The organism is Ruminococcus sp. AM42-11 (assembly GCF_003480145.1).
GTDB classification, from domain to species: domain Bacteria; phylum Bacillota; class Clostridia; order Lachnospirales; family Lachnospiraceae; genus Blautia_A; species Blautia_A faecis.
Genome location: NZ_QUIO01000004.1, coordinates 38180 through 54885, shown reverse-complemented (window position 1 = coordinate 54885; position 16706 = coordinate 38180). Strand labels below are relative to the sequence as shown.

The 16706-nt window shown below is 43.4% G+C and carries 12 protein-coding genes and 1 pseudogene; 4 read left to right on the top strand and 9 right to left on the bottom strand.

What is annotated here, in order from left to right:
• Positions 1-49 precede the first annotated feature (49 nt).
• From DW904_RS23540 to DW904_RS03835, 5 genes and pseudogenes are all read right to left on the bottom strand, one after another.
• Positions 50-822, bottom strand: a pseudogene (locus DW904_RS23540) (succinylglutamate desuccinylase/aspartoacylase family protein); the annotation flags it as partial.
• A gap of 167 nt (positions 823-989) precedes the next feature.
• Positions 990-1850, bottom strand: a complete 861-nt coding sequence (locus DW904_RS03845) for a class I SAM-dependent methyltransferase (protein ID WP_207664904.1) — start codon at positions 1848-1850, stop codon at positions 990-992.
• A gap of 166 nt (positions 1851-2016) precedes the next feature.
• Complete coding sequence (locus DW904_RS23535; RefSeq protein ID WP_243110289.1) at positions 2017-2265, bottom strand: GNAT family N-acetyltransferase; 249 nt, start codon at positions 2263-2265, stop codon at positions 2017-2019.
• On the bottom strand, positions 2244-2537 hold the full coding sequence (locus tag DW904_RS23530) for a hypothetical protein (protein ID WP_243110288.1): 294 nt from the start codon (positions 2535-2537) through the stop codon (positions 2244-2246). Before DW904_RS23530 ends, DW904_RS23535 begins: the two co-directional genes overlap by 22 nt.
• 185 nt (positions 2538-2722) lie before the next feature.
• The gene (locus DW904_RS03835) at positions 2723-3742 is read right to left on the bottom strand and encodes an aldo/keto reductase (RefSeq protein ID WP_118578153.1); all 1020 of its coding nucleotides are present in this window, start codon (positions 3740-3742) and stop codon (positions 2723-2725) included.
• 448 nt (positions 3743-4190) lie between these two features.
• Here DW904_RS03835 and DW904_RS03830 point away from each other — a divergent pair, with 448 nt between their 5' ends.
• Complete coding sequence (locus DW904_RS03830; RefSeq protein ID WP_118578152.1) at positions 4191-4559, top strand: metal-dependent transcriptional regulator; 369 nt, start codon at positions 4191-4193, stop codon at positions 4557-4559.
• 168 nt (positions 4560-4727) lie between these two features.
• On the opposite strand, the gene glgB is transcribed toward DW904_RS03830, so the two are convergent.
• Positions 4728-6509, bottom strand: a complete 1782-nt coding sequence (gene glgB, locus DW904_RS03825; protein WP_118578151.1) for a 1,4-alpha-glucan branching protein GlgB — start codon at positions 6507-6509, stop codon at positions 4728-4730.
• Between the two features lie 833 nt (positions 6510-7342).
• Between glgB and DW904_RS03820 the strand changes: the two genes are divergently transcribed.
• Positions 7343-7891, top strand: a complete 549-nt coding sequence (locus DW904_RS03820) for a TetR/AcrR family transcriptional regulator (protein ID WP_118578150.1) — start codon at positions 7343-7345, stop codon at positions 7889-7891.
• A 113-nt stretch (positions 7892-8004) separates the two neighbouring features.
• On the top strand, positions 8005-9942 hold the full coding sequence (recQ, locus tag DW904_RS03815) for a DNA helicase RecQ (protein WP_330674549.1): 1938 nt from the start codon (positions 8005-8007) through the stop codon (positions 9940-9942).
• An 867-nt stretch (positions 9943-10809) separates the two neighbouring features.
• Here recQ and pflA read toward each other — a convergent pair.
• Positions 10810-11538: a pyruvate formate-lyase-activating protein gene (gene pflA / locus DW904_RS03810; protein ID WP_118578234.1), complete on the bottom strand. Its 729-nt coding sequence runs from the start codon at positions 11536-11538 to the stop codon at positions 10810-10812.
• 105 nt (positions 11539-11643) lie between these two features.
• Positions 11644-13899: a formate C-acetyltransferase gene (pflB, locus tag DW904_RS03805; protein ID WP_118578149.1), complete on the bottom strand. Its 2256-nt coding sequence runs from the start codon at positions 13897-13899 to the stop codon at positions 11644-11646.
• 492 nt (positions 13900-14391) lie between these two features.
• Here pflB and DW904_RS03800 point away from each other — a divergent pair, with 492 nt between their 5' ends.
• Entirely contained in the window at positions 14392-15783 is a 1392-nt protein-coding gene (locus tag DW904_RS03800; RefSeq protein ID WP_118578148.1) for a sodium-dependent transporter, read from the top strand.
• A gap of 157 nt (positions 15784-15940) precedes the next feature.
• Here DW904_RS03800 and DW904_RS03795 read toward each other — a convergent pair whose 3' ends face one another.
• The gene (locus DW904_RS03795) at positions 15941-16630 is read right to left on the bottom strand and encodes a YoaK family protein (protein ID WP_118578147.1); all 690 of its coding nucleotides are present in this window, start codon (positions 16628-16630) and stop codon (positions 15941-15943) included.
• Between the last annotated feature and the right edge of the window lie 76 nt (positions 16631-16706).

The following is a 16706-nucleotide window of genomic DNA, read 5'->3' as shown; positions in this document are numbered from 1 at the left end:
GAATTTCTCCTTCTGTAAACAGGTCTCCTGCCTTCTTCTGGGGATACCAGAGTCCCGTATAAGAGGCGGATTGATACTGCACATCCGTTACATTTAACGGATAATATTTCCGCATACTTCTATGTCCGTCATAAATACCAAGGAACCGTAAAATACTGCGTACATCACGTTTCATAGAACGCACTTCCTCAGTCTCCCAGGCTCCCATTCCGCCCCGCTCCAGAAGCACGGAAGGGATGCCGCAGGATGCTGCATAATTATAGCTTCCTCCCGATGATACCTCAGATTTTACCATGTAAGGAACATCCACCTGCTCTGCCATCTGACGGGAAATTTTCATCACTTCCGGGGCTGCTTTGCCTGCATAATATACATAGGGAGTCAGCTTCTCATAGTCATCACCACTGTGAAGATCAATATAAAAATCTGCCACCTTTTGCAGCTCTTCAACTACTGCATAAGCCAGTTTTTCGTATTCAGTACCTTCTTTTTTCCTGGAAAAAGGCGGTTCAGATTCTCACCTGTCGCCCTGCAAAAAGAACCGTGGCGGTTTTCAAATTCTTCCTTTGCCACTACCTTTACAATAATCACTGTTCCTGTCATTTTCTCAATTTTCAGGTCTCTTCCAAGCTCTACTGCACTCTGTATTCCCACATATTCGCCAGCGTGGATACCAGCTGTAATGAGAGCTGTTTTACCTGGTTTTTCGCCTCTGACAATTGTTGTAGGAAGAGAAAATTCTCCATTACCAATGGAAACAAAACCATGGATACGCTGCCCTGGTGCGGCACTTAAGCCGCCTATATTTATTATTTCACTCATTATTTTCTACCTTTTCCAATAATATCTTTACAAATAATTTTCCTTACGATCCAATAAAAACTTATCCTATTCTTCAAATACTCTAATACTTCATTCTTACAACCAACACCGCTTTACTTATCTTTAAATTCGTACAAATTTCTGTATATCACTGATAATATCTTTTTCTATTTTACAGCCTCCACCATAAACATGGGTGTAGATCCATAATTCAGCTTCTCTTCCTCGCTCCATACCTGCTGCCAGATGTCCTCATTCACCTGAATCTGCGCTGCTCCAAGCGCTTCCAGTACCTTCACATCCCATCCCGGACGCTTGGTCTCCGACAACGGAACCTGCAGAGCAATTTTCTCCATTCGGTCAATATCTGTGCACAGATAATGGTCATCCAGGCTTCCTTTTTCCACATTTTTACGGTCGTTCTCGTAAGCCTCACGCTTCTTATCATCATAGAGATATCCATACCAGTTGGCATCAAAATTCAAAAGCTTTCCACCTTTTTTCAGCACCCGAAGCCACTCTTTATAAGCCATTTCCGGATGGGGTAGATTCCAGGTAAGATTTCTTGAAATAATCACATCAAAGCTCTCGTCCTCAAATTCCAGAGCCTGGGCATCCATTCTTTTAAATTCAATATTCCGGCTCTTTTCTCCGATAAATTTCGCTGCATTTTCTGCAGCCTTTTCCAGCATTCCCGGAGTGTAATCTATGGCTGTTACATGATATCCTGCTTCCGCAAGAATCATAGGGAAAAAGCCTGGACCTGTGCCGATATCCAGAATTCTCAGGTGGTCCTTATATTTGTCTGTATGTTGTTTTTCGGAAAATTCTTCTTCGAAAACTTCTTTTTCCACAGAATTGTTTTCTGAATCCTCATTTTTCCCAGACCTTTTTCCCCAAAATCCGCGTTCCAGAGTCTCCAGCCATGCCTTTTTCTGCATCCCATTCAACTCTTTTTCATTCACCTCAGAATACCCCTCCGTCCGGGTACTCCAGTAACTCTCTATTTCATCCAGTAATTTATCCACTTGTAATTCCTCCGCATTAAACTCTAATGTTAAAATTTTATCAAAACCAGTTTTCTTCCGCAAGCCCCCCGGGGGGATGGAACTCTATATAAAAAAGCAGACAAATCTGTATCTCTACAAACTCGCCTGCTCTCTTTTCTTTTTTCCTAAAAGGGAATTTCAACTATTACAAGTGCTTCTCCAACAATACCAGCTGCACATCCGGTATCCCGTTAAATTCTGTAGGCACAATCCCAATTTCCTTATATCCAAGCTTCTTATACAGCCCTCTTGCAACGGCATTTCTTGCATTAGTATCCATTCGAAGCTCCGGACAGCCATGGCTTAAAGCGTAATCCTCATAGAACTTTACAAACTTCTTTCCATATCCTTTTCCAGAAGCGGAGGGGGAAACTACCAGAGTGTGAAGACGCAAACCTCCTCATCCCTGGCTGCGAATTCCCAATCGCCTTCTGCATAAGAATCCACCTGCGCTTTATTGATTCTGGCCGCTCCCAGGAGCTTACCTGCATCCTCCAGAACAAACAAGTCCTTGGCATCTAATGCGGCCTGTGCCGTAGCTCTTGTAGGATACACACCACGGATCCAGCCAATGGTCTGCTGACCTGTTTCTTCTGCCGTATGAATGTCATTGTAAAGCTGTTCCACTGATACAAGGTCAGCCTGTGTTCCCTTTCGAATTATCATTTTCTGTCCCTCGCCTTATGCAAAATATAATTGTTTTTCTTCGTCTCGTAAAAAGCCCTATCTGCTTCTTTGTAATACTGTTCATAACTGTCAGGCTACTGGATATATCTGGGATTTCATGCTTGTTATCTAATACATCGAATATTAAGTAACCACCATATTGACTTGTCTGTATATTGGTATCGTTATTTACGAAACGATGTACTGGCTGTATTTTCAGCCGCAATTTCATCAATTCTCACAAGCTCTTCCTCCGTAAATGGTGCACAGTGGATTGCTTTTATGTTATCAAGGATCTGCTGTGGTCGTGATGCTCCAATGAGTACACTGGTCACCTCCTGCTGTGCAAGCAGCCAGCCAAGAGCCATCTCCGAAAGCTTCTCGCCACGCTCTGCAGCCATATCATTCAGCTCCCGGATCTGCTGCAAACGCTCTGGCGTCAGATTGCTTTCCTTCAAAAATCTGCCATCTGTACGGATACGGCTGTCTTCCGGAATACCATTAAGGTAGCGATCTGTAAGCTGTCCCTGCGCAAGAGGACTGAAGGTGATCAGACCTTTTTTCAGAATTCCAGTGGTCTTTTTTAGTCCATTTTTCTCCACAGTTCTGTCAAAAATAGAATAACGGTTCTGATTAATCACAAAAGGACAATACATTTCCTGCAAAATCGACGCCGCCTGTGAAAGTGTTTTTCCATCGTAATTAGAAAGTCCCACATACAGGGCTTTTCCGCTCTGCACTGCACTGGCCAGCGCTCCCATGGTCTCTTCCAGAGGGGTCTCCGGATCCATTCTATGATGGTAAAAAATATCCACATATTCCAGTCCCATACGCTTCAGGCTCTGGTCAAGACTTGCCAGAAGATACTTGCGGCTGCCCCAGTTTCCATAAGGACCATCCCACATTTCATATCCTGCCTTGGTAGTAATGATCAGTTCGTCCCTGTATTTTCCCAGGTCTTCTTTCAGAATCCTGCCGAAATTAATCTCTGCACTCCCCGGCTCCGGTCCATAATTATTCGCCAGATCGAACTGTGTGATTCCGTTGTCAAAAGCTGTAAAACACAGCTGTCTCATATTCTCAAATTTAGACGTATCTCCAAAATTATGCCATAGTCCAAGTGACACCTTCGGCAGCATAAGTCCGCTGTCACCGCAACGGTTGTATTCCATTGTGGTGTAACGTTCCTTTGAAGCAATGTACATAATAAAAACCTCCCTGAAAACGATCATTAGTTTTAATATACTACCCGGAAAATAATTTGTCATTGGAAAATATGACTGTTTATGGTATTACTGTTCGGAACGTGTTACTGTTCACTGGTAATATTCCGCGAGGTGTTTTTGAGAACAAAGTTCACAGAAAACCCGAGAATTAAGTTTGCGCAGCAAACGCTACTTCTTGTGCTTGTCACAAGAAGGTTCGTCTTTCTGTGCATTGCAAAGCGCGTTACTGGTCACGGAGTGAACAGTAACCGGAACGTTACCAATAAGCAATAACAAACAACTGGCAGATTGTTGACTACAAACCGCAACACAGAATTGAACAGCAGGGATTATTTCAAAAAAATAATTGCCCCAAACGGTAAACTATGGTATTCTATAGGTATTATACTTGTACTGCTACACAAGCAAGAAATTGAGGTGATTTATCGTGAAATCTAATGAATCTGCTGAGAACTATCTGGAGACCATTCTTATTCTCAGCAAAAAGAAACCTGTTGTGCGTTCCGTTGATATTGCTGATGAACTTGGATTTAAGAAGTCAAGCGTCAGTGTTGCTATGAAGAACCTTCGTGAAAAGAACCATATCACTGTCACTCCAGAAGGATATATTTATCTTACCGAATCCGGACAGAAGATTGCAGATATGATTTATGAGCGACATGAATTTTTATCCTCCTGGCTGATCAGTCTGGGTGTTGATCCGGAAACTGCAACCTCCGATGCATGCCGTATCGAGCATGTCATCAGTCCAGAGAGCTTTACCGCTATCAAGGAGCATCTCTCTCCTGGTAAATAAATTATACGCATTGCGTTTTTGCATTGCATTTTCTTACAATTACAGAAGCTCATTGACTGCTGTACGCAGCAATCATAAAGACCTGTACTCCAGATAAAACCAATGACAAGGTTCCATCATTGTAGAATTTTATCCGGATACAGGTCTTTTTTATTTATATACTTTTCCTTATTTCACCAGATAATATCTGGCAGAAAATGGTCCCATTTTAAATACTGCTTTTCCGCCTGTAATTACCTTTTCTTTTTTCGTGTAGCGCTTTTTACCGCCATATTTCACCATATCACTTGCAAGGAGAAGCTCATATCCGTCATAATCTTTTTCCAAAGTGTATTCCTGGATTTCGTCGGAGAAATTGAACACAGCCAAAATTTTCTGATCCCCACTGATTCTTTCAAACAGATACATGCACTTCTGCTCCTGATGGCAATCCACCCATGAGAAACCATCCTGGCTGAAATCTCTCTGGGAAAAAGCACTGTTCTTCAGATAGCATTGGTTCAGATCTGCCATGAATTTATGAAATGCTTCATGAACAGGGAATTTCAGCAAAATCCAGTCCAACTCATCCTTTTCGCACCATTCTTTCAGCTGTGCCAGCTCATTTCCCATGAAATTCAGCTTTGCACCCGGGTGCGCATACATATACATATAGAAAGCTCTTGCCTGTGGAAATTTCCCGTCATAACCACCGTTCATCTTCTGGGCGATGGTTGCCTTTCCGTGGACAACCTCATCATGGGACAGCGGCAGGATATAGCGCTCATTGTAAAAATACATCATAGAGAATGTCAGCTTGTGATATTTTTCCTGTCTTTCTTTTGCATCTGCCTGAAAATAAGACAGAGTATCATGCATCCATCCAAGATCCCATTTGTAATCAAATCCAAGTCCGCCCTCCCATACCGGCTTTGTCACACCCTGATAGGGAGTGGAATCCTCGGCAAAAAGGAGGCAGTCAGGGATTCTTTCCTTTAAGCCCTGATTCATGGTACGGATAAATTTCAGAGCTGCCAGGTTTTCTCCACGGCTTGCGTCCCCCTGCCAGTAAATCAGATTTCCTACTGCGTCCATGCGAAGGCCATCGAAATGGAATTCATTCATCCAGTAATAGGCAGAGGACTGCAGAAAACTGCAAACTTCTCCTCTGGAATGCATAAAATTGCAGCTTCCCCATTCGTTGCGGCCAACTGCCATGTTTGGATATTCATAAAGGGCTGTTCCGTCATATTCTGCCAACGCATAATCATTCACTGCAAAATGCACTGGAACAAAGTCCAGAATGACCCCAATTCCAGCCTGGTGGCACTGGTCTACAAATGCTTTCAGTTCTTCCGGCTTACCATAGCGGGAGGTTGGACTGAAATATCCTGTATCCTGATATCCCCAGGATTCGTCGCATGGGTACTCACAGAGAGGCATGATCTCCACATAATTATAGCCGTGTTCCTTCAAATAGGTGATAAGGATCGGTGCCAGTTCCTCATAGGTGTACCAGTCTTCCTGTCCTTCGCCTCGTTTTTTCCAGGAGCCAAAATGCATTTCATAAATGTTTACTGGTTTGTCGTAGCTTGCTTTGCGGTTTTTCAGCCATTTGCTGTCGCCAAATTCATAACCGCCAAGAGCATAGGTCTTTGAAGCAGTGCCTGGACGCATCTCGCTATAAAAAGCATAGGGGTCTGCGTGGTCCACGAAGGAGCCGTCCTGACGGTAAATTCTGTATTTATACATCAGGTCAGAGCCTACATCATTTATGGTACATTCCCAGAAATTGCCATCATGAACGCGGTTCATAGGAGTCTCTGTCCAGCCGTTGAACTCACCAATTACAGATACTCGCTGCGCTGCCGGGGCAAATGTACGGAAGGTGGTTCCGCCATCCCATACGTGAGCACCAAGGTACTGATATGCTTCAAATTCTTTTCCTGTATAAAAGTTGTAAAAATCCATGTTTTTGCTCTCCCATTCATTATAAAAAGATATTAGACAGTAGTTGTTTTTCTCTGTATAATAAGTATAATTGTGTAAATGAAAAATTGCTACCGACGAAAAACGACATTAGTTGGATTTCCAACGTTTTTTGAAATGTGTCGGATTTCTTTATAACCTATTTAGTGTGTTGAAAGTTGTTCAAGGCGGACGCACTCGGACAATGGTGATTGCTCACTCGCTGGAGCAATCACCATTGCCCGAATGCTGTGTACTGGCTGGACTTATTTGTACATAGTAACTTTCAACAGGTGGGGTGGGTGAGTGATTGGTTTCCCTATACTGTATCGGAAACGAAAGTTTATGGGAATCTTGCCGAAAATTAGCGGCTTTTATAATTTCTATGAAGTATTTGCACATTCTTAGGGCTGTTTTGCAAACAAAGAACTTGACATATTATTTTATGTGTCTTCGATACCCCATTTAGATGGTTAATACTTCGCAGCTTTATTGGTTTTACCTAATCTATCATTGGCAAGAAAGTTTCGGGAAAACAATCACTCCCCCTCCCCTCGTTAAAAGTTCCTAAATAACCTCAGTTCCAGCCGACACACAGCATTTGGGCAATGTGTATTACTTCAGCGAGCCATTTCAGGCGCGTTCTTAGCGTAAGCGAAATCCAGCGCTTACGTAGACTTATGCGTGAGGGCTCTCCCGAACGCATTAGTCGCAGTTAGCGATTAGTTCGCTGGAGCGTTGCGCCGGCGAGTGAGTAATACACATTGTCCAAATGCGTCCGCATTGAAGAACTTTTAATCAACTAAATAGCAAATTAAAATAAAGGATAACGCTATATGGATATTAGAATTGAAAAAACCAGACAGAGTATTATAAATGCTTTTATAGAGTTGCGTTCTCATAAGGAGCTGGAGAGGATTACGATTAAGGAGTTGTGTGAGAAAGCGCAGATCAATAAATCTACATTTTATGCACATTATCAGGATATTTATCATCTCTCGGATACATTGGAAACGGAAGTTGTGGTATCAATTATGGAGAATCTCACTCATCCGGAGAGAGTACTGGACGATACTGCTTTTTTTTCCAGGGAACTGTTTATGGGGTTTCTGGCAAAGGATTCGCTGATTGGAATTTTGTTTTCGGGAAGCAGGAGTAAATGCCTGGTGCAGAAAATTGAAGCAGCTTTAAAGGAGCTGGTGTTTGGAGCTTACCCTCAATATCGGGATGACAAGGACATTAATATTATGCTCACTTACATTCTATATGGATGTTATTATGCGTTTTATGAAAACCGAAAATATGGAGATGTGCCAGTGCTTTCCAGTATTACAGAACTTACAGGCAAGACGGCGCAGGCAGCATTAAAAATGATAAAAAAATAAAAGCACCTCAATGCACGCAACATTAAATATGATAAAAACTAAAAGCACCCTCGAAGTGTGCAACTTTGCAACTACTAAACAGTCACCTATTTTCATCGCAGGAGGTCAATAAATTGACAACAAACAATTCGAATATACAAGAAATGAATTCTGGTACTCCACCAGTATCTCCCTTACAAATTTTAAAAACTTACTTCGGATATGATTCCTTCCGGGAAGGACAAGGAGAAATTATAGATACCATTTTAAGTGGAAGAGATGCTCTGGCAATTATGCCGACAGGGGCCGGAAAATCCCTTTGTTATCAAGTTCCAGCGCTGCTTTTGCCAGGAATTACATTGGTGGTTTCACCGCTGATCTCACTTATGCAGGATCAGGTGAAATCTCTGAATGAAGCAGGAATTCACGCGGCTTATATTAATTCCTCACTGACTGAGGGACAGATTAATAAGGCTCTTTCTTTCGCTGCGCGAGGTGTCTATAAGATTATTTACGTAGCACCAGAACGACTGGAAACAGCTTCATTTCTAAGCTTCGCGCTACATACTCCTATCTCCATGGTAACTGTAGACGAGGCCCACTGTATCTCCCAATGGGGACAGGATTTCCGTCCAAGTTACTTAAAAATCATAGATTTTGTGGAACAGCTGCCTGGCAATCCGATCATCAGTGCCTTCACTGCCACCGCAACAGAAGTGGTAAAAAATGACATTGCAAGGATCCTGAAACTGAAGAATCCCAACGTTGTTGTCACTGGTTTTGACAGAGAAAATCTCTATTATCAAGTGGAACATCTCACTGGAAAGCAGAAGGACATCTTTATCCAAAATTACATAGAAACCCACCCAAACGAAAGCGGAATCATCTACTGTGCCACCAGAAAAAACGTGGATACTTTGTATGAGAAATTATTGAAACAAGGCGTCTCTGTAACCCGTTACCACGCTGGAATGAGCAACGATATCCGCAAAAAAAGTCAGGATGATTTCATCTATGACCGCGCTCAGGTTGTGATTGCCACCAATGCTTTTGGCATGGGAATCGACAAATCCAATGTGCGTTTCGTCATCCACTACAACATGCCTCAGAGCATGGAAAACTATTACCAGGAAGCTGGCCGCGCAGGACGTGATGGTGAACCTGCAAAATGTATCCTTCTCTTTTCCACTCAGGATGTGATGATCAGCAAACTCCTTCTTGGAAGCAAAGACTTCGAAGGTATGGATTTTCAGGAAATTGAACAGGTAAAACATCAGGATTCCCGCCGTCTCCAACTTATGGAAGGCTACTGTATGACCACCTCCTGCCTGCGCAATTACATCCTGGAATACTTCGGAGAAACCACACATCAGCCTTGTGATAATTGCGGCAACTGCCACCAGGAATTTGAAGAACTGGATATGACCCTGGATGCCAAATGGGTAGTCGGCTGCATCACCGAAATGCGCGGCCGCTATGGCCAGGCTCTGGTAATCGGCACCCTCCTTGGCTCAAAAAAAGCCCGTCTGAAGGACATTGGCGCCACCTCCTACAACTGTTATGGTCAGTTAGAGAACCGCACTGAAGCCGACCTCCGGCTCCTTATAAGCCAGATGATCCGTATGGGATATATCATCCAGACAGAAGGAGAATACAGTGTTTTAAAAGCAGGAAATATTGAAGATTTACAAAATAAAAATACAAAGATCATAATAAAGAAATTTAAAGAAAAAGAGAAAATATCAACCACAAAGAAACACAAAACTTCATTCAAAAAGGACAGTTTTTCCGCTTCCGCAGAAAGCTCATCCGCTGATTCCACTGCCACAAACTCCAGCCGCAATTCTGCCCTTTTTGAAGCCTTGCGGCAGCTCCGTCTCCAGATTGCCAAGGAAGAATCTGTCCCTCCCTACATCGTCTTCACCGACAGAACCCTTATCGATATGTGCAGTAAACTTCCTCAGAATGAGGATGAAATGCTCAATGTATCCGGTGTAGGACAGAACAAACTTAAGAAATACGGACAACGATTTTTACAGGAAATATCCGCATTTCAGTCTGCTAATCACTAGACATCATTGCTATTTAATGTGTTGAAAGTTGTTCAAGGCAGACGCATTCGGACAATGGTGATTGCTCACTCGCCGGCGCAACGCTCCAGCGAACTAACTGCTAACTGCGACTAAATCGTTCAGGAGAGCCTTCACGATTAAGTCTCCGTAAGCAGTGGATTTCGCTTACGCTAAAACCGCGCCTGAAATGGCTCGCTAGAGCAATCACCATTGCCCGAATACTGTGTACTGGCTGGGACTTATTTGTACGTAGGAACTTTCAACAGGTGGGGAGGGTGAGTGACTGGTTTCCCTATACTGTATCGGAAACGAAAATTTATGGGAAACTTGCTGGAAATTAGCGGCTTTTATAATTTCTATGAAGTATTTGCACAATTTTTAGGCTGTTTTGCAAACAAAAACTTGACATATTATTTTATGTGTCTTCGATACCCCATTTAGATGGTTGATACTTCGCAGCTTTATTGGTTTTACCTAATCTATCATTGTCAAGAAAGTATCGGGAAACCAATCACTTCCCCTCCCCCTCGTTAAAAGTTCCTAAATAACCTCAGTTCCAGCCGACACACAGCATTTGGGCAATGTGTATTACTCCAGCGAGCCATTTCAGGCGCGCTCTTAGCGTAAGCGAAATCCAGCGCTTACGGAGACTTATGCGTGAGGGCTCTCCCGAACGCATTAGTCGCAGTTAGCGATTAGTTCGCTGCAGCGTTGCGCCGGCGAGTGAGTAATACACATTGTCCAAATGCGTCCCTCCTGAAGAACTTTTAACCAACTAAATAGCAACTTAAAAGAGGCCATTGCAAACTCATTTCCAGTCCGCAACGGCCTCCCCTTAAGGAGTTTTATTTACTTTCTTTCACGCTCTTAAATCGCCCCAAGAATCCGTCTGGCATTATCAATCCTCTCCTGCGTTGGAGGTTTCACGCCCTCCAGCGGATAAGGAATCCCCAGCTTTTCCCATTTAAAAATGCCAAGAGTATGATACGGAAGAACTTCCACGCGCTCAACGTTTTTCAGTGTATGGATAAAATCCGCCAGCTGGTGCAGATACTCATCCTTGTCACTGCCCCCCGGTACTAACACATGCCGGATCCAAACAGGCTTACCCATATCCGAAAGCTCACGGGCCATGGCAAGAATATTCGTATTGGTCTGCCCGGTAAGCTTCACATGCTCCTGCTCATTGATCTGCTTGATATCCAGAAGCAGAAGATCTGTATACTTCATCAGCTCCAGCCACTTAGAATGCCACGGCACCTTAGTCGTATAAGGATTTCCGCTGGTATCCAAAGTAGTATGGACTCCCGCTTCCTTTGCCTTACGGAAAAGCTCTGTGAGAAAATCCATCTGCAAAAGTGGTTCCCCGCCGCTCACCGTGATACCACCTTTATCTCCCCAGTAAGACTTAAACCGAAGTGCTGTCTTCAAAAGCTGATCCGTAGTGTACTCTTTTCCATCTGTCATATTCCAGGTATCCGGATTATGGCAGAACTGACAACGCATAGCACAGCCAGAAAGAAAAATCACATATCTCACTCCAGGTCCGTCCACAGACCCGAAGCTCTCCAGAGAATGAACATAGCCTTTTAACATTTCTAATTCCTTTGCATTCATATTTATAAAAAGGACATGCAACCTCTAACATATATTGTATTGCATGCCCTTTTGTTTCGCCGATACTATTTTAAAATATCAGACTTACATTCTGTCGTGGCAGGTTCTGGCAATAACATCCAGCTGCTGCTCTCTTGTCAGATCGATAAACTTAACTGCATAACCGGAAACACGGATAGTGAAGTTTGCATACTCCTCTTTTTCCGGATGCTCCATAGCATCGATCAGTTTCTCTTTGCCAAATACATTTACGTTCAGGTGATGTGCACCCTGGTTGAAATATCCGTCCAGTACATGTACCAGATTATCTGTACGCTCTTCATCACTATGTCCAAGAGCTTCCGGATTAATGGTCTGTGTATTGGAAATTCCATCCAATGCATCCTCATAGTCAAGCTTTGCAACAGAGTTCAGTGAAGCAAGAAGTCCGTTCTGCTCTGCTCCGTAAGATGGGTTTGCTCCAGGTGCCAGAGGCTCTCCAGCCTTTCTTCCATCCGGAAGAGCTCCGGTAGCTTTACCATAAACAACGTTAGAAGTAATGGTAAGAATAGAAGTGGTTGGCTTGGAATCACGGTAGGTATGGATGTGTTTCAGTTTATCCATGAAGGTGGAAAGCAGATTTCTTGCAATCTCATCTGCTCTGTCATCATCATTACCATAGCGTGGGAAATCACCCTCAACCTGGAAATCAGTGGTAATTCCATCCTCATCACGGATAGCTTTTACCTTCGCATACTTAATAGCAGACAGAGAATCTACTACATGTGAAAATCCAGCAATACCTGTTGCAAAAGAACGCTCAACCTTGGTATCGATAAGCGCCATCTCAGCTGCCTCATAGTAATATTTATCATGCATATAGTGGATCATGTTCAGAGTTCCTACATACAGATGAGCCAGCCAGTCCATCATCTGGTCATATTTCTGCATAACCTCATCATAATCAAGATACTCGGAAGTGATCGGCTTGTACTCCGGTCCTACCTGAGTCTTTAACTTCTCATCCACACCACCGTTGATCGCATAAAGGAGGCATTTCGCAAGGTTTGCACGAGCTCCAAAGAACTGCATTTCCTTACCGGTCTCAGTTGCAGATACACAGCAGCAGATAGAATAATCATCGCCCCATACCGGACGCATAACATCATCGTTCTCATACTGGATAGAACTTGTTGTAACAGAAATATTAGCAGCATATTTCTTGAAGTTTTCCGGCAGCTTGGAAGAATAAAGAACAGTAAGGTTTGGCTCCGGAGCCGGTCCCATATCCTCAAGAGTATGAAGGAAACGATAGTCATTCTTGGTAACCATATGGCGTCCGTCAACACCAATACCTGCAACCTCAAGAGTTGCCCATACCGGGTCACCGGAGAACAGCTGGTTGTAGGACTCAATTCTTGCAAATTTAACCATACGGAATTTCATTACCATGTGGTCAACAAGCTCCTGTGCCTCTTTCTCAGTGATCACGCCATTCTTAAGGTCTCTTTCAATATAGATATCAAGGAATGTGGAGATACGTCCAACACTCATTGCAGCACCATTCTGGGTCTTAATTGCTGCAAGATATCCAAAGTACAGCCACTGGAATGCCTCATGAGCATTCTTTGCAGGCTCTGAAATATCATAACCATAGACCTTTGCCATCTCTTTCATTCCTTTAAGAGCGCGGATCTGATCTGCGATTTCCTCACGAAGCTGGAAATCATAACGTCTCATACCCTGACGGTCACTTGCTGCAAAGTCTTTCTCTTTGCCCTCGATCAGCGCATCAATACCGTACAGAGCCACACGTCTGTAATCGCCTACGATACGTCCGCGTCCATAAGTATCCGGAAGTCCGGTAAGGATATGGCTGTGACGTGCTCTTTTCATTTCTGGTGTGTAAATGTCAAAAACGCCCTGGTTATGTGTTTTGAACTCATATTTTGTAAACATATCATGGATCTGAGGATCTACCTTGTAGCCGTACATTTCGCATGCCTGCTCAGCCATTTTGATTCCGCCGTATGGCATAAATGCACGTTTCAGAGGCTTGTCTGTCTGAAGTCCTACAACCTTCTCAAGATTCTTTAGGTCTTCAGCAATATATCCTGGTCCGTATGCGGTCAGGCCTGTGACAACCTTTGTCTCCATGTCAAGCACACCATTGTTGGCACGCTCTGCTTTCTGCAGCTCCTGCAGCTTTCCCCACAGTTTGTCAGTAGCCTCGGTCGGGCCTTCCAGGAAAGAATCGTCTCCGTCATAAGGGGTATAATTGTGACGGATAAAATCACGAACGTTAATCTGTTCTTTCCAACGATTTCCTTCGAAGCCTTCCCACTGTGCAAAATCTTTCATTCTTGTACCTCTTTCTTTATTTTATAGTTCTCCGCGTATATTGAAGAATTGTTATTAGTTTAACGATTGTAGTATACGAGATTGTTATTTCTTAGTCAATCGGTTTGGGGAATGCTTTTAATAAAGTACAATTTATCTGGTAAAAAATGGATTTTCCTATATATAAGTCCTATATTATGTACTTTAATTCATTTTTCCATTTGTAAGTCCCATTTTCACTGTAGTAAATACAGAGAAATATTCTCGATATACTTTGTTAAATTTTATCAACTTAATTGAAGGGGGCTATCGCTTAACGAATGAATTTTCGTGAAGCTCTCGATGGTCTTATCTGTATCGCCATGTTCAATGCCATCGCGGAGCGTGTTGCTGTGAACGAAGTGGACAATAACTTATACTCCTTTCTGCTTGCTAAAAATTTAAGTATTTGTTTTACTATTATCTTGTCATATGTTATCCTATTCTTACAACATTAAGGGGGAAACAAATGTAATGGAAAAGAAATCAAACCATTTTTCAGGACAGCTTGGTTTTGTCCTGGCTGCAGCCGGAAGTGCTGTAGGAGTGGGAAATTTGTGGAGATTCCCATACCTTGCCGCAAAGGACGGAGGCGGCTTATTTTTAATCATCTACCTGATTCTGGTACTAACCTTCGGATTTGCCCTTCTCACCTCGGATATTGCGATCGGACGGCGTACACAGAAGAGTGCCATCGGAGCCTATACCCAGATGCGTCCCAGATGGAAGTTCCTGGGAATCCTTACCTTCCTTGTACCAGTGCTTATTATGACCTATTACGCGGTCATCGGCGGATGGATTACCAAATATGCGGTGGTATACATAACCGGTCAGGCACAGGCAGCTGCCGCAGATGACTATTTTACAGCCTTTATCACCTCTTCCACTTCACCGGTGATCTTCGCACTGCTTTTCATGGGTGTTACTGTTTTCATTGTATACAATGGCGTGGAAAAGGGGATTGAAAAAGTATCCAAATGGATGATGCCGGTCCTGCTGGTTCTGGTCGTAGTGATTGCAGTGTATTCTCTTACGATTTCACATACGGATGCTTCCGGTCAGCTTCGCACCGGCTTACAGGGATTTCTTTACTACCTGACGCCTGACCTTGAGGGACTGACTGTGCAGCGTTTTCTGCAGATTCTGCTGGATGCCATGAGCCAGCTGTTCTTTTCACTCAGTGTATCCATGGGAATTATGATCACCTACGGCTCCTATGTAAAACCTGAAGTGAACCTGAACAAGGCGATCAATCAGATTGAAATTTTTGACACAGGTGTTGCCTTTCTTGCAGGTGCCATGATCATCCCTGCAGTATATGTTTTTTCCGGCACTGAGGGAATGGGTGCCGGACCAAGCCTGATGTTTATTTCCCTGCCAAAGGTATTTTCTGCAATGGGAAAAGCTGGTACCTTCGTAGGAATCCTGTTTTTCGTAACTGCTATTTTTGCAACCTTGTCTTCCTGTATTTCCGTACTGGAATCTATTACTGCAAACTGCATGGAAATTTTTCATACCAGCCGTAAAAAAACAGTTCTTGTTTTATCTGTGATCTACCTTGCAGCTTCCGCAGTTATCGCTTTGGGATACAGTATTTTCTATGTGGAAGTGAAGCTTCCGAACGGTTCTGTAGGACAGCTTCTTGATATTATGGATTACATCAGCAACAGTGTTATGATGCCGTTTATTGCACTGCTTTCCACGATTCTCATCGGCTGGGTCGTAACGCCGGATTATGTGATTAGCGAAATGGAAAGAAGCGGGGATAAGTTCCGTAGGAAAAAATTGTACCGCGTCATGATCCGCTTTGTTGCACCGGTTATGATGTTTATTCTGTTTTTACAGTCTACAGGGATTTTATCTTAAACTGCAGAGCATGTTTGAGGAAGACTTTCTGCAAGATGTGCCTCACAATTTGTGAAAGATTATATTGTAAAAAAACATCCAGCCTGCCATCGTTATATGGAGACTGGATGTTTTTTATAATTTGTAATTGTAAAGATACTGAAGCTTTATTAATTTCTCACTGCCAGCGGTGTTCTGCCTCTTCGATTTCCTCAATAAACATTAAAAGGAAGCTGATGAGAAGCAGGATGCTGGATACCCAGATGGCTCTTTCGCCGTAAGCCATTGAAAGTCTGCCGCCAATTCCTGCGCCAATGGCAAACAGGAAAATAATGGCGAAGTAGCATAAGGCCTGACGAAGCAGGCGTGGCTTTCTTTCACGCATGTAAGCGGAAAGAGCGGCAGTGCCGCTTCTCAGATTTCCGATACACATGGTGCTGGCATAGGCATTTCCTTCAACCTTTCGGAAGGTCTGCACCTGAAGGGCGCAGGAGAAGGATACCAGGGTGGTGGCAAGCACGTTCAGGTTCCCTGGGATGAAGCCAACCAGAAACAGCAGGATGATCTCTACCAGAAGGATTCCCTGGCGCCAGTGAAGGCGTCTGGCATAGCGGAATTTTTCCTGAATGCGTTCCGCTAACAGAACTCCAAGAAAGAATGCGGTCAGGGGAATGAGATAATGCAATCCTGCTTTCACTTCGCCGTTCATAAACCGCTCACTCATCAGTACCACGTTTCCGGTCTGGGCGTTGGAGAAAACGCCATCGCGGGTAAAATAGGTATAGGCATCCTGAAATCCTCCTGACACTGCAAGGAATGCACTGTTTATGAATGCTTCTGAGGTCTGTACCCTTTTATGATGGTCCATAATAAGCTCCTTCTTTCGTCTTTCGTATACATATCTTCAGATTATAGAATAAATAATGCTTTCTGTAAACATCTAT